Below are 26,368 nucleotides of genomic sequence, written 5' to 3' on the forward strand. Positions count from 1 at the left end.
TTACCCGATGAGGAGAGGATGCCGCACCCGTGGACGCCGAGCTGACCAACAAGAGCCGGGAAGCGCTGAACGCCGCCAACACCCGGGCCGTCGCCGAGGGGAACCCGGACCTGACGCCCGCGCATCTGCTGCTCGCCCTGTTGAGCGGCACGGAGAACGAGAACATCCTGGACCTGCTGGCCGCGGTGGGCGCCGACCCGGCGGACCTGCGCGCGGCGGCCGGGCGCCTGGTGGACGCGCTGCCCACGGTGCAGGGCTCCACGGTCGCGCCCCCGCAGGCCAACCGCGACCTGCTGGCCGTCATCGCCGACGCCTCGCAGCGCGCGAAGGAGCTCGGCGACGCGTACCTTTCCACCGAGCACCTGCTGATCGGGATCGCCGTCAAGGGCGGTCCCGCGGGGGAGTTGCTGGCCGACCGGGGCGCCCGTGCCAGGGCGCTGCTGGCGGCGTTCGAGACCGCCAGGGGAGGGCAACGGGTGACCAGTCAGGATCCGGAAGGCACGTACAAGGCGCTGGAGAAGTACGGCACCGACTTCACGGCCGCGGCCCGCGAGGGCAAGCTCGACCCGGTGATCGGCCGGGACCAGGAGATCCGCCGGGTCGTACAGGTGCTGTCCCGCCGCACCAAGAACAACCCGGTGCTGATCGGTGAGCCCGGCGTCGGCAAGACCGCCGTCGTCGAGGGCCTGGCCCAGCGGATCGTCAAGGGCGACGTGCCCGAGTCGCTGCGCAACAAGCGGCTGGTGTCGCTCGACCTCGGCGCGATGGTGGCCGGCGCGAAGTACCGCGGCGAGTTCGAGGAGCGGCTGAAGGCCGTACTCGCCGAGATCAAGGACAGCGACGGCCGGATCGTCACCTTCATCGACGAGCTGCACACCGTGGTCGGCGCGGGCGCCGGCGGCGACTCCGCGATGGACGCCGGCAACATGCTCAAGCCGATGCTGGCCCGCGGCGAGCTGCGGATGGTCGGCGCCACCACGCTGGACGAGTACCGCGAGCGGATCGAGAAGGACCCGGCGCTGGAGCGGCGCTTCCAGCAGGTGCTGGTCGCCGAGCCGAACGTCGAGGACACCGTGGCGATCCTGCGCGGCCTCAAGGGCCGCTACGAGGCCCACCACAAGGTGCAGATCGCGGACTCCGCGCTGGTGGCCGCGGCCACCTTGTCCGACCGCTACATCACCGCCCGCTTCCTGCCCGACAAGGCCATCGACCTGGTGGACGAGGCCGCGTCCCGGCTGCGGATGGAGATCGACTCCTCGCCGGTCGAGATCGACGAGCTCCAGCGCGCGGTGGACCGGCTGCGGATGGAGGAGATGGCGCTCAAGAACGAGACCGACCCCGGCTCCGTCCAGCGGCTGGAGAAGCTGCGCAAGGACCTTGCCGACCGCGAGGAGGAACTGCGCGGCCTGAACGCCCGCTGGGAGAAGGAGAAGCAGGGCCTGAACCGGGTCGGTGAGCTTAAGGAGCGGCTGGACGACATCGACACCCGCATCGAGCGCGCCCAGCGTGACGGCGACTTCGAGACCGCGTCCGAGCTGCTCTACGGCGAGAAGCCCAAGCTGGAGGCCGAACTGGACGAGGCCACCCGCGAGGAGCAGGCGGCCAGGTCCCAGGGCCCCTCGACGAAGATGGTCAAGGAGGAGGTCGGCCCCGACGACGTGGCCGACGTGGTCGCCGCGTGGACCGGCATCCCGGCCGGCCGGCTGCTGGAGGGCGAGACGCAGAAGCTGCTGCGGATGGAGGAGGAGCTGGGCAAGCGGCTGATCGGCCAGGGCGAGGCCGTGCGGTCCGTCTCCGACGCGGTACGCCGCGCCCGCTCCGGCATCGCCGACCCCGACCGCCCCACCGGCTCGTTCCTCTTCCTCGGCCCGACCGGCGTCGGCAAGACCGAGCTGGCCAAGGCACTGGCCGACTTCCTCTTCGACGACGAGCGCGCGATGATCCGCATCGACATGAGCGAGTACGGCGAGAAGCACTCGGTCGCCCGGCTGGTCGGCGCCCCGCCCGGATACATCGGCTACGAGGAGGGCGGCCAGCTCACCGAGGCGGTACGCCGCCGCCCGTACAGCGTGGTGCTGCTGGACGAGGTGGAGAAGGCCCACCCCGAGGTCTTCGACGTCCTGCTCCAGGTGCTCGACGACGGCCGGCTCACCGACGGCCAGGGCCGTACCGTCGACTTCCGCAACGCCATCCTGGTCCTCACCTCCAACCTGGGCAGCCAGTACCTGGTGGACATCACCCTCGGCGAGGAGGAGAAGCGGGAGAGCGTGCTGGAGACGGTCCGGTCGTCCTTCAAACCGGAGTTCCTCAACCGGCTGGACGACATCGTGGTCTTCTCCGCCCTCAGCAAGGACGAGCTGCGCCGCATCGCCCGGCTCCAGACCGGCCGCCTCGCCGCCCGCCTGAAGGACCGCCGCCTCACCCTCGACGTGACCGACGCGGCCCTGGACTGGCTCGCCGTCGAGGGCAACGACCCGGCCTACGGCGCCCGCCCGCTGCGCCGCCTCATCCAGACCGCCATCGGCGACCCGCTGGCCCGCGCCATCCTCTCCGGCGAGATCCTCGACGGCCAGACCGTCCTGGTCGACCGGGCGCTCGACGGACTGATCGTGGGCCCGGCGACGGCGCCCGACCTGACGAAGTAAGGGTGACCGGTCCGGTCGGGCGGGGATTCCCCGGGGACGGGCAGGGGCGGCCCCCGCCGATACGCCGAGCGCGTACCGGCGGGGGTTGTCACGTGCGGGGGCCGATGGGGGAGGATGGAGAGGGAAACGTCACGAAGGGACTTCACGGTGACCATCGATCCGTCCTCGATTCCTGATTTCGGGGGCCAGCCGGACCCCGAGCCGACCGGAGCCGCTCCCAGCGTGCTCATTCCGGACCAGGAGCTGGTGAAGCAGCTGCTCGACCAGATGGAACTGAAGTACCTCGTCGACGAGGAGGGCGACCTCGCGGCGCCGTGGGAGGAGTTCCGGACCTACTTCATGTTCCGGGGCGAGGGCGACCAGGAGGTTTTCGCGGTCCGGACCTTCTACGAGCGCTCCTACAGCGTCGACGACAAGCCCCACCTGCACGAGGTGATCGACGACTGGAACCGCCGTACCCTGTGGCCGAAGGTCTACACGCACACCCACGACGACGGCAGCGTGCGGCTGATCGGCGAGGCGCAGACCGTGATCGGCATGGGCGTCAGCCTGGAGCACTTCGTGTCCAGCACGGTGAGCTGGGTGCGCGCGTCGATCGAGTTCGACAAGTGGGTCGGCGAGACCCTGGGCCTGGAGAAGGACGCCGACAGCGGCGTCGAGGGCGACGACTCCGGGGACTGACCGGCCGCCCGGCTTGACCGGGCGCTCCGGGGGCCGCGCCGACGGAGCACCGGAGCGCCGGTCGGGCGGGTGTCAGATGGGCACGGGGACCACGGTCAGTACGTAGGCGCCGTAGCCGAGCGAGATCCCGGCCAGCGCGACCACCGCCACGGCGGCGGCGCGCGGCCGGGCCCCGGCCAGCGCCACCGCGCACGGCACCAGGAGCGGGAAGGCCGGCAGCAGGAAGCGCGGCTTGCAGGAGAAGAAGTCGGCGCCGCCGAGCGCGATGGCCGCCAGGACCGCGGAGTAGACCAGCAGCGGCAGCGGCATCCGGTCCAGTACCGCCAGCACCAGCAGGACCACCGCGCCCGCGCACAGGGCGGCCGAGAGGTAGGCGGACAGCGTGTCGGGGAAGAGCACCAGGTGCTTGACGTACCGCAGCGCGTACCGCCCGAAGTCGTACCGCGAGCCCCAGCCGCGTTGCACCGCGAAGTAGCCGTGCAGGGCGCCGTGCAGCCCGCTCTCGGTCTGCAGGCCGGCCCAGCCGACGTAGCCGAACCAGCCGAGCGGTGCGATCAGCGCGGCGGCCCAGGCGCGCGGCAGCTGCGGCCGGCCGGTACGCCGTCGGTGCCGTGCGTCGGCGAGCACGGCCGCGGCGACGGCCGCCGCGACCGCGGCGGCGTTGGGCCGGGACAGCCCCGCGAGCAGGCTCAGCAGGCCGGCGGTCAGCCAGCGGCGGGTCAGCGCGGCGTAGAGCGACCAGGCGGCCAGCGCGCACATCATCGGCTCGGTGTACGCCATGGACAGCACGACCGCGTGCGGCAGCAGCCCCCAGAGGACGACCAGCGCGATGCCGACCCGGCGCCCGTACGCGTGGTCGACGACCGCGAAGACCCCCCAGGCGGCCACCACCGCCGACAGCCACGCCACCAGCAGCGCGCACGCCACCGAACCGACCGGAAACACCGCGTCCACCGCCCGTACCGTCATCGGGTAGAGCGGGAAGAAGGCCAGGTCGCTGTAGCGGACGCCGGGGTGTTCCCAGCCGGGGACGAAGGTGCCGTAGCCGTAGTCGGCGATGCGGTGGTACCAGAGCGCGTCCCAGCCCAGGCCCAGCAGGTTGCGGGGATGGTCGCCGCGCCGGTGCGCCCACAGGGTGACCACGGTCAGGCCGGCGAGCCGGGCCGCGACGAAGACGGCCATCGCGGGCAGCGCCCGCCGCCCGGCCGCCCCCAGGGCCCGCCACCGGCTGCCCGGCCGGCCGCGGGCCGGGGCCGGGGACGGGCCCGCCGGACCTGCCGGGTCTGACGGGCCTGCCGGGTCGGGCGCCGGTTCGGAAACGGGTTCTGAGACCGGTCCGGCGGTGAACAAGCGAGCGCTCCTCGGGGTGTCCTCGGCGGGGCATATCGTGCGCTGATCAGACAAAGCGACTATCGGTCATCGCCTTGACCGGGCCCCTGAGACACGCCGGAGGCCGGCGGCCGTGTTCGCCTCCTCGCCTCCTCGGCGCTCCCGATGCCTGGAGTCGAGCGCGGCCAGTAGGCCCGAGGCGCCGGCGACAACGACGATCACGTTGTGGCCCCGGAGCCGCCGTCACGCCGGGCGCCGGCGTCCGGCGTGACGGCGGCTCCGGCGGTGGCGGAGCCCGCGGCCCCGGTTCAGGCCAGTCGGCGGACCGCGTGCGCCGCCGGCGGGAGTACGTCGTCCGGGGCGCGGAAGCGGTGCAGCAGGGCATGGCCCTCCGCCCCGCGCAGGCGTCCGGCCAGCCGGGCCGGGAGGGCCGCGGTGAGCAGCGATCCGGTGTTCCCGAAACCCTCCACCAGCCAGACCACCCAGGGAAGTTGCAGGTTGGCCGCCGGACTGAAGAACAGCGCGGGCCCGCTGCCGAACGTCAGGTCGTAGAGCCCGAAACCCCTCCAGTTGGAGAAGGTGATCCTGCGCCTGGCCGGATCGAAGCCCAGCGGCACGCAGTCGCCCAGCCGGGTTTGCCCGACGCTGTCCAGGAACGCGCGGTTGGCCCGCAGGTTGAGGTGCGAGCCGGTGAAGTCCGCCACCGCCGCCCGCAGGCGCGCGGCCAGTTGCTCGGGAGCGCAGCCGGCCGGGGTGTCCAGGTTGATCTCTCCGAGGAGGTTGCCGAGCACGCCCTGCGGCAGGCCCAGCGGACGCCGCACGTTCACCGGCACGGTCAGCGCTCCGGCCCCGTCGCCCCCGTCCAACTCCCGCACCGCGCACACCACATGGGCGCACAGCACGTCACCGCTGGACAGCCGGCGGCCGGCCGCCGCGCTGTAGGTCTCGCGCATCCGGTCGGTCTCGGCGTCACCGAAGTAGACCTGCACGGTCCGGTTGGCCCGGCCCGAGACCGCGACCTCACGAGCGAGGACGGCCGCCTCGTCCGGCCCCGGCACGCGGAACCCGGGACGCCCGCAGTCCTCCGCCGGGAGCACCCGGTCCAGATACGCGTCCCGGTCCGTGACCAGCTCCACCTCCGGAAGCGCGCGCCCCTCCACAGCGGCCGACCAGGCCCGCATCAGCAGGACGAAACTCTGCACGTCGCCCACCGCGTGATGCCATGAGACGCCCAGGACCGCGCCGCCGTCCGACGTACGGCTGATCCGTACCGTCAGCAACGGGGCCTCCCCGGCCCGTGCCTTCGTCGCTTCGACGTGGTCGACCAGCCCGGCACCGGGCAGCGTGACCCGGCCCATCACCTCGCCCAGGGGCGCGTCCACGTCGTAGCTGTCCACCGGTACGCCCGAGCCGTCGCAGACGATCTCCAGCCCGCCGCCGGCCGCCCGCAGCCGCCCGGCGAACAGCGGCACCCGGTCCAGCGCCGCGGCCAGGCCCGCCGCGAGACGCTCCTCGTCCGGGGCCGTTGCGAAGCCGTGCGCGACCGACACGGTGAGTTCGCCCAGCAGCGTGTCCGTCAGCCCGCACCGCACCACCACGGGCGGCTCCGCGACGGACTCCGGCCGGACCGTACGCGACCCGCGCAACCGGGACCAGTCACCCACGACACCACGCTCCCCCCGCCGGACCCGACCGACCACCCCGAACGATAGGGCCGGCCGCGGGCGCCCGGCCAGTCACCGCCGGCCCGATCCCGATCCGCCCGGCGCGGAAACCGGTCCACCCGCGCCCCGCCCCGCCCGGCCACGGGCCCGTCCGGCGGCGGGCCCGTCCGGCGGCGGCACCGCTCAGACGTAGGGCGTAGGGCACCAAGGGCCTCAAGGGCCTCAAGGGCTCTCGGAGGACTGCCCGAAACGATCGGCCCCGGTGCCGTCGGCCCGCCAGCCCATGCGGCGCCGAGCGGCAGAGGACGTCCGTGCCGTCGGACAAGCGGCATGCCGTGAGGGTGACTGCCCGCACCCCCGTAAACCGGCGCTGCCGCGGTCACGCCGTTGGCCGGGGCCGTCCGCCGGCCTGTCCCGGCGTTCCCGTCCGGTGTGGTCGGCTACCGGCGGTGGTGGTTCCCAGGCGCCTGATGCGTGGTCAATCCGTGCCGCCTGCGCGTCGATTGGGTCTGCTTTGCGTGGTACGTTCTGTGACCAACGAACTCAATAAGGTGACCCCGGCAGCGCGGGAACGCTCCGGGGTCCGGCACAAGGAGTGGTACCTCCTCATGCAGATTCATCGTAGCCGCCATACGCGCGGCTTCACGGTCCTGCCCAACGCGCTGCTGCAGGACCGGCAACTGTCCTACACCGCCCGCGGGCTGCTGGCCGACCTCCTCTCCCGGCCCGATGGCTGGTCGGAGGACGGTCGGCGGATGGCCGACACCAGCCCGCAGGGCCGCCTCACCGTGGCGAAGGCCCTGCGGGAGCTGACCGCCGCCGGTTACTACCGGGTCGAGCGGGTGCGGCGCGGCGACGGAACGTTCGTCAGCGAGGCCCACGTCTACGACACCCCGCGGCTCCGTCCGGGTCTCACCCGTCCGGGATCCGGTGAAGCGGCAGCCGATGACCGTGGCGCCCACCCCGTAAAGAACCGTGGGAAAGAACTCACCCTCCCCGCCCAGCGGTCACGCCCCGCAGACGCCGGGTCGGCCGCAGGAGAGGAAGGGCGGGGGAAGCCGCCCATGATCCAGCCCAACGAGGTCGGTACGACAGGTCCGGCCGACGCCGCTGTCGGCGAAGCGGTCTCCACGCTGTTCCGGGTGCTGCGGCCCGAGCCGCGTCTGCGGCTCGGCACGGTCGAGGCCATGGCCCTGGCACCGCTGGTCACCCCGTGGCTGGAGCGCGGCTACGGCCAGCGTGACCTGGCCGAAGCGCTCCTCGGCGGCCTGCCCGCCCGCGTCCACAGCGCCCCGGCGATCCTGCGCGACCGCCTCACCCGCAAGCTCCCCCCAGGACCTGAGCCGGTTGGCCCGGCGAAACCCCGCTGGTCCGAGTGCGGCGGCTGCGCACGCCCGATCCCGCACGAAGGCGTCTGCCGCTCTTGCGCAGGGTTTGCCCGCGAGCCCGGACGAACCGGGGACGTGGCGGCCCGCACGAGCGTCGCCGCCCGTGGCAGGGCCAGGGTCCGCGCCGCCCTGCAGGCCGACTCCGGCCGGCTCCTTACCGCCAGAGCCTGACCCCCCGCCACCGCACCGTCCGCCGCCGCGCTCAGCGGGCAGCAGGCAACCGTGTGCCCACGTCCGCGCCCCGACCCGCGCGGGTAGCGGTCAAGCCGCCGGTCGCTCCCACCTGCGCCGACCACGCCCGTGTGCGCCCGCCCCGCCCCGCCTCCCTCCGGCATGCCCCGGGGCACCCCGCCACCAGCCCGTCCCTGACTGGGGCCTTCATGCCCACCACCGCGCTTCCGCCCTCCACCCGCACGGTCCCGCCACCGTCCGAGCCCGCCTCCGACGGCCGCGCGTCCTGGTGGGACCCGCTCGCGCTGTGGCGGTCCAGGTCCGGCCGCCGACCGAGCCCCGGGCCCGCGGAGGAGCAAGAAGTGACGGGCACGGTGCGGCCTGTCGGCATCGTCCCGTTCGGATACGTGGTCATCGCGAACCCTCCAGGCTTGCGCTCCCGCTCTCCAGGTCGACGACGCTGAACTCGGTCAGTCGCATGATCAGCTGGCCGGCGCACATCCAGGGCATCCGGAGATCGCCGAAGGGGAGGGTGACGGCGTCGATTGCCTGCGGCGGACCGGTGGTGGGCCCGTAGAGGGCGCCGCGAACCCCGTAAGGGCTGAAAGCGCGGACGCGGAGGACCGTGAAGGAGCGCCGGAGGTGGGGGCAGGCGGAGGTCGAGCGGACGGCGCAGGGCATGCAGACCGGGGGGTGGGCGGTGCGTTCCTGGCCGTTCCAGAGCGTGGGGTCGTCCGGGTCGGCGTCAAGGAGCCAGAGCACCCCCTCGGCGCTGCGGTCGGCGGGACCTCCGCAGATCTGGCAGCGCAGTCCGCTCATCGCCAGCCGCTGGCGCAGGAGGTGGACGCTGCCGTATTCCGGGCGGCCTCGCCCCGGCTGCGAGGGCATCCTGGCCCACAGCACGCCGTGCTCGTCGCGGTCGAAGGACCGTTCGTCGGTGTACGCGACGCCCGTACCCCTTCGCCGGTAGGTCATGGGCATGGAGCCGTCGGCCTCCCCACTCCATCGGGTGATGTACGGCACGTCGAAGGCCACGGGTGGCTGCGGGCTCGCGGACCTGGCGCGATGCACGCGGTCCGCCGTCACATGAGACATGCTGGGCTCGTCTCTCGCGGGTCGGGCGGCTTGTCCGCCTGACGTGCGACGGGACGTTACGAGCCGGCCCGGGCGGCAGTGTTCACGTCGGTGAACCCTCCACGAGGAGCGGCTGAACCGGTCCGCTCAGCCCTGAACGCCCATGCGGTGGGCCAGCGCCCGCACTTCGCGGGCGGTGCGGGAGGGCAGCTGCCGGTCCAGGAGCGCGGAGACCGTGTCGCGGACCATCGCGTTAGCGTGGATGCGCTGGGGGGCGGTGCGTTCGGCGGTCAGGAGTTCCGTCACCGCGTCGGCGTCGTGGCCGCGCAGATGGGCCAGTGACCGCCCGAGGTCGGCGTGGAAGGCGGCGTCACGGCCGGGTGCGCCGAGGATGCGGGGCCGTAGCCCCCGGGAGGCGGCGACGGCGTGACCGTGGCGGCCCAGGTCGGTGTTCAGGCTGACGCGGTGGATACCGACGTTCGTGGGCCCGAAGTTCAGGTGCCAGGCTTTGGTCTCACCGGTACGTGCCGCCAATTCGCCCGCTGCGGCCAGGTGTTGCTTGACCTCGGAGGCGCGGTCGGCGCCCGAGCGTCGGACGTCCTGGGTGAGGCAGGTCGCCCGGATCAGGTGCAGTTCGCCGAGGAGAGCGTGCGCCTCAGGGCCGACAAGGTGGCGTTCCACCATGTCGGCGGCCAGTTCGGCATGGTTCAGCGCCAGATCGGGGCTGCCGGCCGAGATGAGCACGTGGGCGTGGAAGAAGCCGGACAGGGCGTCGCGCAGAGGATCATCGAGCTCGGCCGTGGCCTCGTCGGCACGGATGACGGCGACGTACGCCAGATCCGGATAGCCGAGGTACTTGAGCAGCATCGTGCACGCCGGGTGATAGGCGTCCGCCAACAGCCTCAGCAACCGCGGACGTCGATCCGGCGAGGCGTCGTCGACCGCGGCGCGCAGGTCGGCCAGCAGCGGGGGCAGCTTGTGGGCGAGGACGCCGTACTCGCAGCGGTGATAGAGACGGTTGGCCTGTGCCACCCGGGCAGCCAGCGGGCCGCGGGAGCCCGATGTCGGCGGGTGGCCGACGCCCATCAGTGCGAGCCGGAGCGCCGGGACCGCTTCGTGCGCCGACGCGGTGGCGGGGTCGGTCGGTGCGAGCACCTGCCCGGTCAGCTCCGTCGGGGCGATCCGCAGAGCATCGGCCAAGGCCGTGATGTGCCCGGTGCGGTCCAGGTGGCGTTGGCCGTTCTCGACCATCGACAGGAACCCGGCGGACAAGCCCGACAGCCCCGCCAACGTACGCAGTGACATGCCGCGTTGGCGTCGGGCGGACCGCAACCTCGCCCCGATGTCGTGTGCCCGCTCTTCGCTCATCGCCGTCGTCCATCGTCCGTCGTTCACCGGCAGGAAGCAGTACGGGCCTCAGCGTAAGCGTTCCGTGACAGCGCGTCGACGCCGCTTCGGAACCGGCGTCGCTACGGCAGACCGGCCCGGCGCGCGGTGGCCCGCACGCGCTCGACCCGCACGTGCTCGGCCCGCTCACGTTCGGCGAGGCGGGGCGGAAGTGCCACCAGCAGTTCCCGCGCGAACGGATCGAGCCGAAACCGCAGCGGTGCCGTCACCTCAGCCGCCATCAGTTCGTCGGCGGCCCGCGAGAAGTCACCCGCGCGGGCCGCCGACGCGGCCAGGCTCACCAGGGCCGCCACGCGGTCGGCCGGGTCGAGTGCGTCCAGGCCCGGGAGTGCGTCCGGGCCGGAGAGCTCGGCGTATCCGCTCGCCACGTCGGCATCGGGTGCCTCGACCGCGACGGCCACCCGTGCGGCTGCCACGGCCGCGAACGAACAAGGGTCCCGGGCAAGGCCGGTGGCGGCATCCAGCTCCGTGCCTGCTCGTTCGGGACGGCCCGCCATGGCGTGGGCCAACGCCACAAGGACCGACATCTCCACGCTGCGAGGGGCGAGCCCGCTTCGCTCCGCACAACCCAGCGCCTGTTCCGGCAGTCCCAGATCCAGCAACAGCCGTGTCTCCTCCGCTGCCACGGCCGTGGCGCCCTCACGGCCGCCGGCCCGTACCCGGTGCAACACGAGCCAGGCCAGATCGCGGTAGCCCAGTCGCCGCAGCAGCCCCGCCACGACAGCGTGCGCACGCGACCGCAGCTCAGCAGTCCGTTCGCGCGTCGCGCTTCCCGTCACCCTCTCAGCCCGCTCGGCTGCGGAGATCAACTCTGGCGCCACGACAGCCAGACCGTGATCGTCCCCTGCGCCATCAGCAGCCACAGCCGCAGCCAGAAGGCGTTCCAGCTCGTCCGTCGCCCCTGTGGTCGGGTCCAGGGGACGCCGCAGGTCGGCGGCCAGCACCTTGCGCAGACGATGCGCGACCGCCCGCGCCTCCGCGTGCTCCGGCCCCATGGGCGGATACGGCTGACCGGCCAGCTCGCCGGCCTCCACGTGTAGGGCCGCGGCCAGCGCGGCCCAGACGCGTCGCCGATCCACCCACGTACGGCCCGCCTCCAAGTCCTCCACCAGATCGTGCGGGAGTCCGGACCGCTCCGTCAGTTCCGCCGGGCTCAGCCCGCGCCGCAGCCGCCACGTCCATACCGCGCCACCTATGGGACCGGTGACCGCGGCAGCGCTCGTGCCCGCGCCCGTCGCACCCACCATGCCTGCCACCTCCACCCGTCGCCGACCGTGATGACTTCCGGACACAGCGCCGCTCCAGCGGACACCGCCGTGCGCCACGCACCTGCCCGATGCGCGACACCCTAACCGCCGCCCTGCGGACGGCAAGGGAAGCCGGTGACCTCGTCCTTCGAGCCCGCTCAACTGTGAGCGATGCGGGTCCCGACGAGCCACGAAGCGCGTAGTGGGGGCCGGAACTCGATGCCTGCGCGGGCGGCCGGGGCTATGTTCACAGCGGTGAACACCCCACGGCGACAGCGCCGATACGTTGTGTCACGCGGACCGGCTCCTGGCCACGGCCCAGAGGCTCTGCCGTATTCGGCCATCTGCTGCGCCACACCGCAAGGCCCAAGCTGTCGCAGCGTGGGAGAACACCCTCACCGCACGACCTGGGAACAGCTGAGAAGGGAACGTCCCACGTGACTGAAGCGTCCGACGAGTCGAGCCGCGCCGCGGAACTGCGGAGCAAGCTCGTCGCAGAGTTGACGGCCGCCGGCTCGATCGCGTCGAAAGAGGTCGAGGCCGCTTTTCGTACGGTGCCTCGGCACCTGTTCGCGCCCGGAGCGACCTTGGAAGAGGCGTACGCCCCCTTCAACGTGGTCGTCACCAAACGGGACGAGCACGGGACCACGATCAGCTCGGTGTCCGCGCCCTCCATCCAGGCCGTGATGCTGGAGCAGGCCGACCTCCGGCGCGGCATGCGCTGCCTGGAGATCGGGTCGGGCGGCTACAACGCGGCCCTGATGGCGGAGTTGGCTGGACCGGACGGTGAGGTCACCACGCTCGACATCGACTCGGACATCACCGACCGCGCCCGCGCCTGCCTGTCGGAAGCCGGCTACGGCGACCGGGTGCGCGTCGTCCTGGGCGACGGCGAGGAAGGCTGCCCCGAACACGCCCCCTATGACCGGACGATCGTGACCGTTGGCGCCTGGGACATCCCGCCGGCGTGGACCGACCAGCTCACCGACGACGGCACCCTCACCATCCCCCTGCGGATGCGCGGCCTGACCCGCTCGATCACCTTCGCCCGCGAGGCGGACCACCTGGTCAGCAGGTCGGCGGAGATCTGCGGCTTCGTGACGATGCAGGGGGCCGGGGCGCACCGCGAACGCCTGCTGCTCCTACGCGGTGAGGAGATCGGGCTGCGCTTCGACGAGGAGCTGTCGGCCGATCCGGACGCCCTGAACGGCGCACTCGACACTCCGCGGACCGAGGTGTGGACGGGCGTGACGGTCGGACGCGCCCAGCCGTTCGACACGCTCCAGATGTGGCTGGCCACCGCCCTCGACGGGTTCTGCCTGCTGTCGGTGGACCCGAAACTCGACACGGGTCTGGTGGCGCCGCAGAACCGCATGGCCTGCCCGGCGGTGGTGGAGGGCGGTTCGTTCGCCTACCTCGCGCTGCGGAAGCTCGACCAGGACCAGGACCAGGACCACCCGGACCGGACGGTGTTCGAGTTCGGCGCGCACGGCTTCGGGCCGGAGGCCGCCGCTCTCGCCGAGGCACTGGCCGCGCAGATCCGCGTCTGGGACCACGACCACCGGACCGGGCCCGGCCCGCGCATCACGGCCCACCCGGCGGGCACCGCCGACGAGCGGCTCCCGGTAGGGCGGGTCATCCCCAAGCGGCACGTCCGCGTCGTCATCTCCTGGCCCGCGGCGGTTCTGCCGACGACCGGCCAGGCCGCCCCGTACCACCTCGACGAGAAGGAGTGACCTTCATGGCAGAAGTCCCCATGGGCGACACGGCGTTCGACATGGAGTTCGAGCTCGACGTGCGCGTCATCGAGGCCGGCCTGCCGGTCCGCGACCTGATGCGCGACACCAGCGACAACTGCGGCTCGACGTGCTCGGGCACCGCCTGCACCTCGTACGTGGGCGACCCGGCCTGAGACGAGGAGCCGTTGCCGTCGCGTCGTTGTCCGTGTGTCCATGGCTTCGACGCGGCGGCAACCCTGACCTCCCGCGCCACGGACGGCGTCGGCGGGAGGCCAGGCGCGCGAGTACTTCGACGGAGGGATCGTGGTGGGCACAACCGACCGGCTGCTGTACCGGCACGCCGACGTACTCCTGATACGGGCCACGACCCGCCCAGGCGGGCTGACGTTCTCCGCTGACCCCGATCTGGAGGGCGCCCCCGACGAAGTGCTGGCGCGGGCTTCCGCATGGCTGGAGGAGGTGTGGCGGCCGGACGCCTTCCGACGTGCGGTCGAGGTCGCCAGCCCCGTGCTGTCAATGGCGGTTCGCGAGGCGGTGGCCGGCGGCCTCACGGATGTCCGTCAGGCTCGCCGCCTCGTCCACTCCGTGGCCTCGTACCTCCTGCGCTGGCGGGGCCGGGCCACTCCTTTCGGCCTCTTCGCGGGCGTGGCAGTCGCTCGGATCGGCAGCGAGCCAAAGGCGCGGTGGGGCAGCGACCACCGCGTAGTGGTCCGGCCGGACGCCGAGTGGACGGGTGCGGTTGTCGATTGCCTGGAGCACTTCCCCGACCTGCTGCCGCGTCTGCCGGTGGTGGCGAACAATTGCGCGTTCCCGCGTGGCAACCGGCTCGTCGTCCCCGGCCGGGCCGCCGGAAGCCGGCCAAGAGAGCTGGCCCCCTCGGAGGTGTCGATCCGCCGCACCGGACCGGTCCGCAGTGCGCTCGACCTGGCCCGCAAGCCTCTTCCCTACGCCCAGCTGGGGAAGCTGCTGACCGCCGAGTACCCGCAGGCGTCCGCTGCCCAGATCGACGCCTTGCTCATGCGGCTCGTCGCCGAAGGCTTCCTGCTCACCAGTCTCCGAGCCCCGATGACCGTTCCCGATTCCTTGGGACACCTGTGCGCCGAGCTGGTTGCCGCCGGTGCGGACGAACTGCCGAGCGTCGATGGCACGGTGCGCGAACTGCACGCGCTCCAGACGGCGATGGCCCGCCACAATCAGACAGCATCGCCCGCCGAAGCCGCGATGATCCGCACCACTATGGCCGAGCGCATGGCGGCGCTCTCCGACACCACGGCGCAGCCGCTCGCCGCTGAAACGGCTCTCGACTGCGACATCACCGTGCCCGAAGCGGTGATCCGCGAGGCGCAGACGGCGGCCTCCGTACTCCTGCGCCTGACGCCGCACCCGTTCGGCCACCCGCGGTGGAAGGACTTCCACGGCCGCTTCCGGCAGCACTACGGCGTCGGCGCCGCCGTCCCCGTGGCCGATCTGGTGGCGGACAGCGGGCTGGGGCTACCGGCTGACTACCTGGGGTCGGCGCTGAGGACGCCGCCGCGTCCACTCACCTCGCGCGACGAGACACTGCTCGCCTTGATCCAACAGGCAGCGTTCGACGGTGCCGAGGAGATCGTGCTGACCGAGGCGACGATTCGAGCGCTCACAGTGGGAGATCCCACCGAGATCCTTCCGCCGCCACGCGCCGAGCTGGCCTTCCAGCTTCACGCGGAGTCGGACGACGCTCTACGGCGCGGGGCCTTCCGCCTGCTGGTCACGGGGGTCCCGCGCGTCGCGAGCAGCATGGCCGGACGCTTCGCCGAGGTGCTGCCGGAAGCCGATCGCCGCCGCCTGAGCAGCGCCTACGCCGCAGTGAGCACCGACGACCCCGGCACGGTCGCGGCTCAGCTGTCGTTCACCCCGAGGCGGCGACGCAGCGGGAACGTTGCGCGCACGCCGCAGTTGTTGCCGTTGACGATCCCGTTGGCCGAACACCGTGACCCCGAACACGGCGACCTCATAGCGCTGGACGACCTCGCGGTCAGCTCGGACGCCCGCCAATTCCGCCTGGTTCAGCTGTCGACTGGCCGGGACGTCGAGCCGCGCGTCCTGCACGCGCTGGAAGCCGGAACCGCGACGCCGCCCCTGGCCCGCTTCCTCGCCGAAATCACGACGGCGCGCTGCGCCACCTACCAGGCGTTCGACTGGGGCGCGGCGGCCCGTCTGCCGTACCTCCCGCGCCTGCGGCACGGCCGAACCGTCCTCTCCTCGGCCCGCTGGCTCCTGAACGCCGCCGACCTCGTCCCGCGTATGGCCTCGACCTCCGCCTGGGACGCAGCGCTGACGACTTGGCGCAGCCGGCTGCGCGTCCCGGCCGCCGTCGTCCTGTGCGAGGGAGATCTCCGCCTGCCCCTGGACCTCGACCGGCCGCTGCACCGGGCGCTGCTGCGTTCCCGCCTCGACCGCACGGGCGGCGTCGAGTTGCGCGAGGCCCCGTCGTCGGCCGACCTCGCCTGGGTCGGCCGGGCGCACGAGTTCCTTCTGCCATTACGCCTGGTACGTCCCGAGAACGCCGGTGGTCTTTTGACGACGCCCAGTCCGGTCCGGCGTGACGCCGAGCATCTGCCCGGTGCTTCCCCGTGGCTCCACGTACGCGTCCACGGGCACCCGGACCGCCAGAACGACATCCTGACCGGCTACGTGCCCCGACTCTTCGCCGCATGGGACGAACCGCCGCTGTGGTATTTCACCCGGCACCGCGACACCACGCGGCCCGATAGCGCCCAACACCTCACGCTGCACGTACGGTTGCCGTCGCCCGACCATTACGGCGCCGCCGCCGGCAGAGTGGGCGCGTGGGCTGCCGACCTGCGTGCCGACGGTCTGGCGCCCGGCGTCGAGCTGGTCGGCCACCGACCCCAGACCGGTCGCTACGGTCACGGCACGGCGATGACGTCCGCCGAAAGGGTGTTCGCCGCCGACTCCACCGCCTCGTTGGTCCAGATCGAGTTGGCCATCCGCACCGGCGTACCCGCCGAGGCCGTCACCGCAGCCGGGTTCGTCGACCTCGCGTGCTCCTACGCCGCGACGACGGCCGACGGCTTACGTTGGCTGGCGGCCGAACTGCCCCGGGAACGTGGACGACTCGACACCGGCCTGCGCGACGCGACGTTCCGGCTCGCCGACCCGAGCGGCGAGTGGACGGCCCTGCGAAGCCAACCCGGCGGTGAAGCAGTCCTGTCGGCCTGGGAACAGCGGAAGATCGCGCTGGCCGACTATCGTGAGCAGCTCGCTCTTCAGCAGGACGATCCGTTCTCCGTCCTCCGGTCGCTCCTTCACCTGCACCATGTGCGCGCCCTCGCCGTCGACCCCGAACGCGAGTGCGTTACCAACCGCCTCGCCCGCGCCGTCGCACTACGCCTGATCGCCCGCGGTTCCGGGACCTCCTCGTGACCGCCCCGAATCTCTCCGCTGCCACTGCGGCCGAAGTCCTCGCCGGTCATCTGGCCACGCCTCCGACGCCGTCGGCCGACCGCCCGTGGCTCGCGCAGTCCCTCCACCAAGGCGCCGCCGGGATGGCACTCGTGCACATCGAACGCGCGCACCACGGCAGTGGCAGTTGGCAGACGGCACACGCCTGGGTGACCGCCACGACTCACGACGGAGTCAGCGCCGCCGACGACACCGGCCTGCACTTCGGCGCCCCGGCGGTCGCGTACGTCCTCCAAGCGGCACAGGCCGACGGGACCGCTCGCTACGGCAGTGCCCTGGCAGCCCTCGACCGGCACGTCAGCGCGCTCGTCCACCGCCGCGTCGATGCCGCTTTCGCACGTATCGACCGCGGTGAGCTCCCCGACTTCGCTGAGTACGACCTGCTGCACGGCCTGACCGGCATCGGTGCGCACCTGCTGCAACGCGAAGCAGGCGGTGAAGGGTTGGGGCGCGTCCTTCGGTATCTGGTCACCCTGGCCAGGCCCTTGCGCGTCGACGGGACCGCGCTGCCGGGCTGGTGGGTCGGCCACGATCCGCAGCGACGCGACGGCTCGCCTGAGTTCGCTGGCGGCCACGCCAACCTGGGCATCGCGCACGGCGTCACGGGGCCGCTCGCGCTGCTCGCCCAAGCTCTACGCCGGGGAATGGAGGTGGACGGCCATCGCGAGGCCATCGAGACCATCTGCGCCTGGCTGGACGCCTGGCGGCAGGACGCCGACACCGGACCGTGGTGGCCGCAGTGGATCACCCGCGATGAACTGCACACGGGACGTCCGCGGCAGCGCGGCCCACTCCGGCCGAGTTGGTGCTACGGAACCCCCGGCATCGCCCGCGCGCACCAACTCGCCGCGATCGCCACCCATGACGTCGCCCGCCAGGAGATGGCCGAGTCCGCCGTCGCGCGATGCCTGTCCGACCCGGCCCAGCTCGACCGCATTACGGACGGCGGTCTCTGCCACGGCTGGGCCGGCGTCCACCAGACCGCTTGGCGGGCTGCCCAGGACGCTCGTACGCCGGAGATCCGCGGGTGCCTGCCGCGGTTGGCGGACCACCTCCTTTCGTACGCCCAGACCGAAGCGTATGAGCGGGCCGGGCATGTCGGCCGAGGCACAAGGACCGCTGATCCGCGCGGACTATTGGAGGGCGCCGTCGGCCTCGCGCTCGCCCTCCAGACCGCCGCGCACGACGCGTCGCCGATCACGTCGTGGGATGCGTGCCTTCTGATCAACTGACTTGTTTCCAGGTGGAATGAGGAGCTGATGCCCGTGACCTCACACGCTTCGCCGAACGCGGCGGTGGAGGGCGTTCTGGCTGTGCTGGCGGGCGCACCTCTTGAGCGAGCCGCCGAACGGTGTGGGATGGTCGCCGCCGACCTGGCCGACGCCGTCGAGGTGTACCGGGCGGCAGGGGAGGCGGCTCTCAACGCGGCCTCGCCGGATGGCCGTTGGTACCACGTGCACATCGAGTTCCCGGACTGGGCTGCCGCCGAGCGGACCGGCGCCGACCACCTCGGCCCGATCCTGCACCGGCTCGCTCCTGCGATCGGGTCCTGGTGGTTCATCCGCAAGGCGCCGTGCTGGCGCGTCCGTTGCCGTCCGGCTCCGGGAGCCGGCCTCGCCGATACCCGGGCCGCCGTCATTGAGGCCCTGGACCGCCTCACCGCGGCGGGGGAGGTGAGCCGGTGGTGGGAGACCGTCTACGAGTCGGAAGCCCTCGCGTTCGGCGGGCCCGTGGGAATGGAGGCCGCCCACGCCCTCTTCGTCGCCGACAGCGGTGCCGTCCTTGACTGCGTACGCCGCCAGCACGGCACGGCTGAGCCCCACCCCGCGATCGGCCGCCGCGAAGTGTCGATCCTGCTGTGCGGCGCGCTGTTCCACGGCGCAGGACAGGAGTGGCACGAGCAGGGCGACGTATGGCACCGGGTGGCCCGGCTGCGCCCGCTGCCCGCGGATGTGCCCGCCGACCGGCTGCGCGAGCTGACTGCGAGCCTCCGCCGCCTGATGACGGTGGACACAGGGCCGCGAAGCCCGCTCCTCGCCGCCGACCGGCCCTTGGCCTTCGCGGCCCCTTGGGCTGCCGCCTTCACCACCGCCGGCCAAGCCCTCGGCCGTGCCGCCCACGACGGCATCCTGGAACGAGGACTGCGAGACGTCCTCGCGCACCACGTGATCTTCCACTGGAACCGCCTCGGCCTACCAGGCCGGACCCAGGCCATCCTCGCGCGCGCCGCGCGCGACCTGGTGATGAACTCCTCGGGTTCGTGACGTACGCGCAGCCTGACAACCCGGCCGCCATCGAGCGGATGCGTACCGCGCACCGCCGTGCGTGTACCGCTCTACGCGTCCGCCCTGATGCGGCTCGCCGCTCGCAGGAAGTGTGGGGCTGGCAGGGCCGCACGTACAACCGCCCGGTCACAGCCTCCGACGGCCGAGCCTGGCTCCGCCTCGCCGCTTCGCTGACCGACCGGATCAACGCGACCTTCTGGAACGGCTCCCTCGCGGCGGCGAGGTCCCTCCCGCCCGGCGTGCCGCGCCCTCGCCTACGCGATGTCCACGACTGGACCGAAGGCTGCTGGAGCTACCGCGCCGAACTCTACGACCACGAGCCGGTAGGCCCCGTTGCAGGCACCCCCACGTTGACGAGGGCGCCCGACCTCCCGCCCGGCTGGTGGAAGGACCTCGCCAGCGCCCTCACTGACATCACCGCAGTCTCCACGAACCGCTTGTCCGTCCACCAGCCGTTCCTCGACCGCGCGATGCCCCGCTACCTCGGCACCCCCATCACCACAACGGCACCGTCCTGTTCCACCGCCCACGGCGACCTCCACTTCGCCAACCTCTGCGCCCCCACCCTCCGCATCCTCGACTGGGAAGGCTGGGGCCTCGCGCCCACCGGCTACGACGCGGCGGTCCTCCACACCCACAGCCTCCTGGTCCCACCCGTGGCCGCCCGCATCCGCCACGAGCTCGCCCACCTCCTCGCCACCCCCGCCGGCCGCCACGCAGAGCTGGTCGTGATCACCCAACTCCTCCACACCAGCAAGGACCCCCACCTCCTCGCTGCCCTCCGCTCGCGCGCCGCGTACCTTCTCGGGCGCCCGCTCCTCGGCTAACCCACCGGTGGCTGTGACCGCGCACACAGCGAGCAGCCGGGCCCACAGTGCCAAGCGGTCCGTCGATCCCTGCGTCGCAGCTCGGGTCTAGAGTTGGCCTAACGTTTCACCGTGCCGTGCAGTTCAACGGCCTTCATCGCGCTCCACGGTCTCGAATTAGGCCGCGGCGCGAGCGAGAGCAGCAGGCTATGGTCCCGCTGCCCGAGCCCGAACTCACTAGGCCGCAGATGGTCTGCTGAGAACATGCGCGCTGCCAGGGTCAAGAATTCGCCTGCTGATCGACCGCCGCTTCGTAGAAGGCATCCGCGAGGGCCACGATGATCGCGTTGATAGCCGGCCCGTCGGTGAAGAAGTAGTCAGCCATCGCGTTGTGGGCGTCCTGGTTATCCGCAACCGCTTCCGTGACGGCTTCCTGGAAGTCCGGCGACTCCAGGAACTGCTTCTTGGTGTTGGCCTTGGTCTGGTTGACCAGGTCAGTGTTGGCGAGCAGCCGCTGGACGAGCCCCTGAACGAACTCCCGGACCTGGGAGGCAGCGAAGGACTCCGCGCCGAAAAGGTCGTTCATCTTGTCTATGACGACCTGGAGCGCGACGTACTTCGGGTCCTTCTTTGCCCCAGTGCCGGCGGCGCTGATGCCCTTCAGCTGCCCGTCGCCCACGAGGGAGATGTCGACCGGGATCGCCTTGTTGTGCTTGACCCCGACCAGCACCACGTCGGAGAGGTCGACCTCCGCCGTCCACGAGGACTCGGCGATGACCTTCTCCAGCAGCCGGAGGAAGATGGAGAGCATCTCCATGTAGGGGTCGCCGTAGTCGACGATCTGGGACATGAAGTCGTAGAGGCGTACATAGGTGGAGACGTCCTTGCGGAAGAGGTCGAGCTCGTTGAGCGTGACCTTGTCCTCTTCCTCGATCGCCCGCGCGTAGCGGCGGCGGAAGTCATGCTGCGCCGGGCTGATCGCCGCCGAGAGCGCATTGTTGCCCTTCCGGGTCACCCACAGCGCGGCGACCTTGCGGACGTCGTCTTCGGTGTAGACACCGAGCTGGGCGAGCTTGTTGGCCAGGTGGACGACGACGTACGGGTCGGTCTCGGTCTCCAGTGTGGCGTCCTTGAAGTACGGCTCAAAGGCCGCCTTGATCTCCTCGGGCTTGTTGGCGAAGTCGATGACGAACGTCTTGCGCTTCTGCTCGCCGCCGGCGGTGCGGTGGGTGCGGTTCAGCCGTGAGAGCGTCTGCACCGCGGTGATGCCCGGCAGCTTCTTGTCGACGTACATGGCCGACAGCAGCGGCTGGTCGAAGCCGGTCTGGAACTTGTTGGCGACCAGCATGATCTTGTAGGTCTGCCCCTTGAAGGCGGCTGCCAGATCCGTCCCGGCACCGGGGTTCATGTTGGCCTCGGTGTACTCGTCGTCCTCTGACGGCTGCGGGCCCCAGTCGCTGTGCCAGGTCTCGTTCTCGGGCATCGTCACCCCGCCGGAGAAGGCGACCAGAGTGCGGTAGTTGTACGAGGCGTCCGCAGCGCGGCGCTTGGTGATGTAGGCGTCTATGGCCAGCTTGTACTTCACCGCGGACCTACGGGAGCCGGTCACCACCATTGCCTTCGCTCGGCCTTCCAGGAGGTAGGCCACGTTGATGTGGAAGTGCTCGACGATGATCTGCACCTTCTGGCTGATGTTCGTCGGGTGGAGCAGCACCCACCGCATCAGGCCCTTACGGGCGGTGCCCTCCTCGACCTCGCCCCCGGCATCATCACCGCTCCCGGCCTTGCCCGCGATCTTCAGTGCGGTGTCGTAGCTCTGGTAACCCTTGAGCACGTCGAGGATGTAGCCCTCCTCGATCGCCTGCTTCATCGAGTACAGGTGGAACTCGCGCGGCTTCCCGTCGGCGCCCTTGCGGCCGAACAGTTCGAGGGTCTTGCTCTTCGGCGTCGCGGTGAAGGCGAAGTAGGAGATGTTCTCCGACTCGGCTCGCTCTGCCATCTCGGACGCGAGGACCGCCTCCACGTCGACCTCGCCGCCGTCCTCGATCTCCTGGATCTCCTCGGCGGTCAGCACCTGCTTCAGCTTCGCGGAGATCTGGCCCGACTGGGAGGAGTGCGCCTCATCGGCGATGACGGCGAACCGCTTGCCCTTCAGACCTGCGTCGCTACGGATCTCGTCCAGGGCGTATGGGAACGTCTGCAGCGTCACGACGATGATCAGCTCGCCGTTCTTCAGCGCCTGCGCCAGCAGGCCCGACTTCGACTTCGCGCCGGCCTTGCGGACATCCTCGGGCCCGATGGTGGCGACGATCTTGCCGGTGCCGTCGATCTGCCGGATCGCGTCCTGCAACTGGGTGTCGAGCACGGTGCGGTCCACGACGACGATGACCGAGTCGAAGACCTTCTGGTCGTCGATGTGCAGCCGCGCCAGGCGGTGGGCGGTCCAGGCGATGGTGTTCGTCTTCCCCGATCCGGCCGAGTGCTCGACCAGGTACCGCTGCCCGACGCCTTCCTCGCGCACCGCGTCCACGATGTTCGTGACGGCCTCCCACTGGTGGAACCGCGGGAAGAGCATGCTCATGCGCCGTACCGAGGTGCCGGTCGAGACGTCCCATTCCTCCCTGGTCTGGACGATCATCAGCCGGCCGACGATGTTCAGCCAGGCGTGCTTCTCCCACACCCGTTCCCACAGGTACGCCGTCGCCGACCGGCCGTCAGTGCCGGGCGGGTTGCCCTCGCCGCTGTCGAAGCCGGTGTTGAACGGCATGAAGTGGGTCTTGTCGCCTTCCAGCCTCGTCGTCATCGCTGCCAGGTCGTTCGAGACAGCGAAGTGCACCAGAGCCCTGTGCCCGAAGGAGAGCAACGGCTCGGGACGGCCGTTCGTCAGCGGGTTGCGGTCCTGCTTGTACTGGTTGACCGCCTCGTTCAGCGACTGGGTGAAGTCGGTCTTCAGCTCCACCGTGGCCACCGGGAGCCCGTTGATGAAGAACACCAGATCGATGCTGCGCTGGTCGGCGGTCGAGAAGTGCACCTGCCGCACGACCCGCACCCGCATCGCCTCGTACTGAGCCGTGCTCGTCGCATTGAGCGACGTCTCCGGACGGAACTGCGCCATCTTCAGCCGGCCGCCGCCGATGAACTGCACCCCGTTGCGCAGGATGTTCAGCGTCCCGCCGCCGTGCTCCAACGGCCGGTCGAGCGCAGCGGTCAGCACGTCGAGGAACTTCGCTTGCGATCCTGCTGCCTTCAGCGCCTTCTCGTACGCCGGCTCCTGGGTCGCTTCCAGCCACGCGAACAGGTCAGCCGGGAACAGCGCCCGCTCCCGGTCGTACTCCCCGCCGTCGTGGTCGTTCGTCGAGTACAGCCAGCCGTAATCCCGGAGGTATTCGCAGATCTCCTTCTCGAAGACGGCCTCGTTGTGATCGGCCACTACGCCGCCTCTCGGACGTTGATCTGGCCGGTGACAGCGGCCGTGATGAGCGCCGACCGGCGCTCGCGGGCGAGTTCGATGAAACGTTCGGTCTCGGCGATGAGCGTGTCGATCTTTGCCGTCCGCTCATCGAGGGATGCCGCGATGTTTCGCTGTTCGTTGATGGGCGCGAGTGGTACACGAAGTCCCCTGATGTCATCGAGGGCCAACTGCATCTTCGCCCCGCCTGCGGCACCCTCCTTGAGCTGGTCTTGGCCCGTGGTGGTCAGCATGAACCACCCGATGAACCTGGAATCCATGTGCTCTGACTCCAAACGGCAGAGAGCCACATGCTGGCTAACATACGCACCTACCCAGTCGCCCCCAACCACGGCGACTGATCCCAAGTAGGCGGTGATGGAGAAGAGCAGATCTTCCGCCTTCAGTATCGTTCGGGACCCCTCGGTAACTTCCAATGGGATGTCTACGAACTGGATATCACCTCGAAGATCAAGATTACCTCGCGGCAAGTTTCCAATGCGAACGAAGCGCTCGCCCTCATCTGCATAGTAGTCGCCCCAGCCGCGGGATCCACTCGTCAAAAATCTGATGTGCCTGCGCAATTGAATGCGCGGCGATTCGAGCATCGAGAAAGCCAAATCAATGATTGCTTGACGGCGCTCGCGGAGCATCTCGACCAGCCGCTGCTGCTCCTCGATGAGCGTGTCGATGCGCGCCGTCTCGCGGTCGAGATAGTCGGCGATGGTTCGCTGCTCCTGCACCGGTGGCAGCAAGATAGGCATGAGTCTGAGCTGATCGTTGTCGATCTCTGCCTGCCCGATCCGGACGCCCCGGGAAAGCAAGCTGTAGCCGTTTGCGTAAGCCGTCGACCGCAATAGCCAGTTGAGATATCGATTGTCTTCGCCGTGGCGAGGAGCGAAGCAGATGTAGTGCCCGGAGACGATGCCCCGGAGAGATGAGATCCCGACCGAGCCCTGCCAGGCTTTCATGCGGTTGGCGACGAGCCAGCCAGGATGCACCAGTTGATAGATGCTGCGGTTCTCAGCGGTCTGGTTGAGATTATCGCGAGAGTCCTTCGCGATAACCCCGAACTCGCGGAACACGGAGAGCATCCGCTCATCGGGATGGTCGACATCCTTGATCCGCTCGAACATCGACCAAAGGGGCTTCATCGTCCAACCTGGCGGCACATGACCAAGCCACGGTACTTCGGAGTCGACCAAATTCGTACGCAGCGTCATCCCTCGACCTCCCGCAAAAGGTTCAGGATCTTGGCGACCTGCTTCTCCAGATCAGCGTCGATCTCGGAGAGTGGGCGGGGTGGGGCGTACCTGTAGAAATGGCGGGTGAAGGGGATCTCGTAGCCGGTCTTGGTCTTGGCCCAGTCGATCCAGGCGTCCGGGACGTGCGGCTTCACTTCCGTGTCAAAGTACGTCTGGACGACCTCGCGCAGCCCTTCCGCGCCGGCGGTCGAGCCGCCGTAGGTGAAGGGCACGTTCTCAGTGTCACGCTTCTTGGAGTCGGCCTTCGGGGCGCCCTTGCGGTCGACGATAGGCTTGCCGTCCTCGTCGAGCAGAGGACGTTCGACAGTGACGGTCCAGTAGCCGAACTCGTCGTTGCGCAGAACCTTGGAGAGGTCAGGGTCGGCTGCCTCGAAGTCGGCGTACAACTGTACGACCTTGGCGCGGTCGGCATCGCTGATCTCGCGCCCCTTAGCTCCGAGGTTCTTACGCATCTTGGTCCAGAACGACGTGCCGTCGATGAGCTGGACCTTGCCCCGCCGGTCGGGGTGCTTGGTGTTGTCGAGGATCCAGATGTAGGTGGCGATGCCGGTGTTGAAGAACATGTTGGTCGGCAGTGCGATGATCGCCTCAACCAGGTCGCTCTCGATCAGCCACCGGCGGATGTTGGAGGGACCGGACTCGGCGCCACCGTTGAACAGGGGCGAGCCGTTCATGACGATGCCGACGCGACCGCCGCCGTCCTCCGGGGCGCGCATCTTGTGAGCCAGGTGCAGCAGGAAGAGCATCTGGCCGTCGGAGGTGGCAGGCAGGCCCGGGGCGAAGCGGCCGTAGGGGCCGGCAGAGGCACGCTCCTCCTGCACTGCCTTGGCGTACTGCTTCCAGTCCACCCCGTACGGCGGGTTGGACATGCAGTAGTCGAACTGGCGTTCCTTGAAGGCTGGATCAGTGAGGGTGTTACCAAACGCGATATGGGCTACTTCGTGCCCCTTCGCCAGTAGGTCGGACTTGCAGATGGCGTACGACTGCGGGTTGTACTCCTGTCCCCACAAGCTCAGCCGTGCGTCGGGATGCTGCCCGAGCAGGTGCTCTTCGGCCAGGGAGAGCATGCCGCCAGTGCCAGCGGTGGGGTCGTAGAGCGACCTCACAATGGCGCCCTCGGCGCGGCCGGCCTCCTCCTCGACGTCCTTCTCCGCGAAGAGCAGGTCGACCAGCAGCCGGATGGCGTCGCGCGGCGTGTAGTGGTCTCCGGAGGTCTCGTTCGCGGCCTCGTTGAACTTGCGGATGATGTACTCGAACGCATCACCCATGTCGGCGTTCGACACCACGTCGGGATGCAGGTCGACGCCGCTGAAGGACCGGACGATCTCGCGCAGGAGCCCGGCCTTTTCCAGCGCCAGGATCTCCTTCTTGAAGTCGAAGTACTCGAACACGTCCACGTCGGCGGAGAACCGGTCGATGTAGTCGGTGAGGTTGTCCGCCAGCCCGTCCGCGTCGGCCAGCAGGTTGGCGAACCCGTAGTTGGAGGTGTTGTAGAACTGCCGTCCCGTGAGCTTCTTGACCTCGACCTTGAGCCGGTTCGGGTTCTCGTACCGCGCAGCCAGCTCCCGTACCGCGGCTCGGTCCGGCTCGAGCACACAGTCGAGCCGCCGCAGGATGGTGAACGGGAGGATCACCGTCCCGTACTGATTGGGGCGGTAGGGGCCCCGAAGCTGGTCAGCGATTGACCAGATGAAGCTACCGAGCGTGCTCACAAGGTTCCTCACGAGAATCGTCTAGCAGTGACGACCACTTTG

The 26,368-nt window shown here is 70.4% G+C and carries 17 protein-coding genes; 9 read left to right on the forward strand and 8 right to left on the reverse strand.

Annotated features, from left to right (window positions below; all coding sequences use genetic code 11):
- The first annotated feature begins 29 nt into the window (after positions 1–29).
- Positions 30–2,645: an ATP-dependent chaperone ClpB gene (gene clpB, locus RLT57_RS15890; RefSeq protein WP_311298056.1), complete on the forward strand. Its 2,616-nt coding sequence runs from the start codon at positions 30–32 to the stop codon at positions 2,643–2,645.
- 147 nt (positions 2,646–2,792) lie between these two features.
- A complete protein-coding gene (locus RLT57_RS15895; RefSeq protein ID WP_311298057.1) occupies positions 2,793–3,326 on the forward strand; it encodes a YbjN domain-containing protein in 534 nt (177 codons plus the stop codon).
- A gap of 72 nt (positions 3,327–3,398) precedes the next feature.
- On the opposite strand, the gene RLT57_RS15900 is transcribed toward RLT57_RS15895, so the two are convergent.
- Positions 3,399–4,508 carry a glycosyltransferase family 39 protein gene (locus RLT57_RS15900; RefSeq protein WP_311298058.1) on the reverse strand — a complete coding sequence of 370 codons (1,110 nt, stop codon included), beginning with the start codon at positions 4,506–4,508 and terminating at the stop codon, positions 3,399–3,401.
- A 455-nt stretch (positions 4,509–4,963) separates the two neighbouring features.
- Positions 4,964–6,319, reverse strand: coding sequence for an acyltransferase (locus tag RLT57_RS15905; protein WP_311298059.1), 1,356 nt, complete (start codon positions 6,317–6,319; stop codon positions 4,964–4,966).
- 608 nt (positions 6,320–6,927) lie between these two features.
- On the opposite strand from RLT57_RS15905, the gene RLT57_RS15910 reads away from it, so the two are divergent.
- A complete protein-coding gene (locus tag RLT57_RS15910; protein WP_311298060.1) occupies positions 6,928–7,878 on the forward strand; it encodes a hypothetical protein in 951 nt (316 codons plus the stop codon).
- 411 nt (positions 7,879–8,289) lie between these two features.
- Here RLT57_RS15910 and RLT57_RS15915 read toward each other — a convergent pair whose 3' ends face one another.
- The 3 genes from RLT57_RS15915 to RLT57_RS15925 all read right to left on the reverse strand — a co-directional run bounded on the left by RLT57_RS15915 (position 8,290) and on the right by RLT57_RS15925 (position 11,606).
- Positions 8,290–8,964 carry a hypothetical protein gene (locus RLT57_RS15915; RefSeq protein ID WP_311298061.1) on the reverse strand — a complete coding sequence of 225 codons (675 nt, stop codon included), beginning with the start codon at positions 8,962–8,964 and terminating at the stop codon, positions 8,290–8,292.
- A 135-nt stretch (positions 8,965–9,099) separates the two neighbouring features.
- Complete coding sequence (locus tag RLT57_RS15920) at positions 9,100–10,320, reverse strand: helix-turn-helix domain-containing protein (RefSeq protein ID WP_311298062.1); 1,221 nt, start codon at positions 10,318–10,320, stop codon at positions 9,100–9,102.
- A 101-nt stretch (positions 10,321–10,421) separates the two neighbouring features.
- The gene (locus RLT57_RS15925; RefSeq protein ID WP_311298063.1) at positions 10,422–11,606 is read right to left on the reverse strand and encodes a helix-turn-helix transcriptional regulator; all 1,185 of its coding nucleotides are present in this window, start codon (positions 11,604–11,606) and stop codon (positions 10,422–10,424) included.
- A gap of 437 nt (positions 11,607–12,043) precedes the next feature.
- On the opposite strand from RLT57_RS15925, the gene fxlM reads away from it, so the two are divergent.
- From fxlM to RLT57_RS15955, 6 genes are all read left to right on the forward strand, one after another.
- A complete protein-coding gene (fxlM, locus tag RLT57_RS15930; protein ID WP_311298064.1) occupies positions 12,044–13,342 on the forward strand; it encodes a methyltransferase, FxLD system in 1,299 nt (432 codons plus the stop codon).
- Positions 13,343–13,347: 5 nt separating this feature from the next.
- Positions 13,348–13,518 carry an FxLD family lanthipeptide gene (locus tag RLT57_RS15935; RefSeq protein ID WP_311298065.1) on the forward strand — a complete coding sequence of 57 codons (171 nt, stop codon included), beginning with the start codon at positions 13,348–13,350 and terminating at the stop codon, positions 13,516–13,518.
- Positions 13,519–13,648: 130 nt separating this feature from the next.
- Positions 13,649–16,771: a lantibiotic dehydratase gene (locus RLT57_RS15940; protein ID WP_311298066.1), complete on the forward strand. Its 3,123-nt coding sequence runs from the start codon at positions 13,649–13,651 to the stop codon at positions 16,769–16,771.
- Positions 16,768–18,042 carry a lanthionine synthetase C family protein gene (locus RLT57_RS15945; RefSeq protein ID WP_311298067.1) on the forward strand — a complete coding sequence of 425 codons (1,275 nt, stop codon included), beginning with the start codon at positions 16,768–16,770 and terminating at the stop codon, positions 18,040–18,042. The genes RLT57_RS15940 and RLT57_RS15945 overlap by 4 nt, the downstream gene beginning before the upstream one ends.
- A gap of 27 nt (positions 18,043–18,069) precedes the next feature.
- Positions 18,070–19,074 carry a thiopeptide-type bacteriocin biosynthesis protein gene (locus RLT57_RS15950; RefSeq protein WP_399128768.1) on the forward strand — a complete coding sequence of 335 codons (1,005 nt, stop codon included), beginning with the start codon at positions 18,070–18,072 and terminating at the stop codon, positions 19,072–19,074.
- Positions 19,071–19,922: a hypothetical protein gene (locus RLT57_RS15955; RefSeq protein WP_311298069.1), complete on the forward strand. Its 852-nt coding sequence runs from the start codon at positions 19,071–19,073 to the stop codon at positions 19,920–19,922. The genes RLT57_RS15950 and RLT57_RS15955 overlap by 4 nt, the downstream gene beginning before the upstream one ends.
- Before the next feature lie 259 nt (positions 19,923–20,181).
- Here RLT57_RS15955 and RLT57_RS15960 read toward each other — a convergent pair whose 3' ends face one another.
- Genes RLT57_RS15960 through RLT57_RS15970 form a run of 3 tightly spaced genes read right to left on the reverse strand, consistent with a single transcriptional unit; the run spans position 20,182 to position 26,326 of the window.
- Positions 20,182–23,331, reverse strand: coding sequence for a type I restriction endonuclease subunit R (locus RLT57_RS15960; RefSeq protein ID WP_311298070.1), 3,150 nt, complete (start codon positions 23,329–23,331; stop codon positions 20,182–20,184).
- Positions 23,331–24,572: a restriction endonuclease subunit S gene (locus RLT57_RS15965; protein ID WP_311298071.1), complete on the reverse strand. Its 1,242-nt coding sequence runs from the start codon at positions 24,570–24,572 to the stop codon at positions 23,331–23,333. The genes RLT57_RS15960 and RLT57_RS15965 overlap by 1 nt, the downstream gene beginning before the upstream one ends.
- Positions 24,569–26,326, reverse strand: a complete 1,758-nt coding sequence (locus tag RLT57_RS15970) for a class I SAM-dependent DNA methyltransferase (RefSeq protein WP_311298072.1) — start codon at positions 26,324–26,326, stop codon at positions 24,569–24,571. Before RLT57_RS15970 ends, RLT57_RS15965 begins: the two co-directional genes overlap by 4 nt.
- Positions 26,327–26,368 lie beyond the last annotated feature (42 nt).

It is taken from the genome of Streptomyces sp. ITFR-21 (assembly GCF_031844685.1).
Classification (GTDB): domain Bacteria; phylum Actinomycetota; class Actinomycetes; order Streptomycetales; family Streptomycetaceae; genus Actinacidiphila.

Coding starts and splice junctions, on each gene's coding strand:
- RLT57_RS15920 (WP_311298062.1), bottom strand. CDS start 10,320: ATGAGCGAAGAGCGGGCACACGACATCGGGGCGAGGTTGCGGTCCGCC.
- RLT57_RS15935 (WP_311298065.1), top strand. CDS start 13,348: ATGGCAGAAGTCCCCATGGGCGACACGGCGTTCGACATGGAGTTCGAG.
- RLT57_RS15925 (WP_311298063.1), bottom strand. CDS start 11,606: ATGGTGGGTGCGACGGGCGCGGGCACGAGCGCTGCCGCGGTCACCGGT.
- RLT57_RS15900 (WP_311298058.1), bottom strand. CDS start 4,508: ATGGCCGTCTTCGTCGCGGCCCGGCTCGCCGGCCTGACCGTGGTCACC.
- RLT57_RS15965 (WP_311298071.1), bottom strand. CDS start 24,572: ATGACGCTGCGTACGAATTTGGTCGACTCCGAAGTACCGTGGCTTGGT.
- RLT57_RS15910 (WP_311298060.1), top strand. CDS start 6,928: ATGCAGATTCATCGTAGCCGCCATACGCGCGGCTTCACGGTCCTGCCC.
- RLT57_RS15950 (WP_399128768.1), top strand. CDS start 18,070: ATGCCCGTGACCTCACACGCTTCGCCGAACGCGGCGGTGGAGGGCGTT.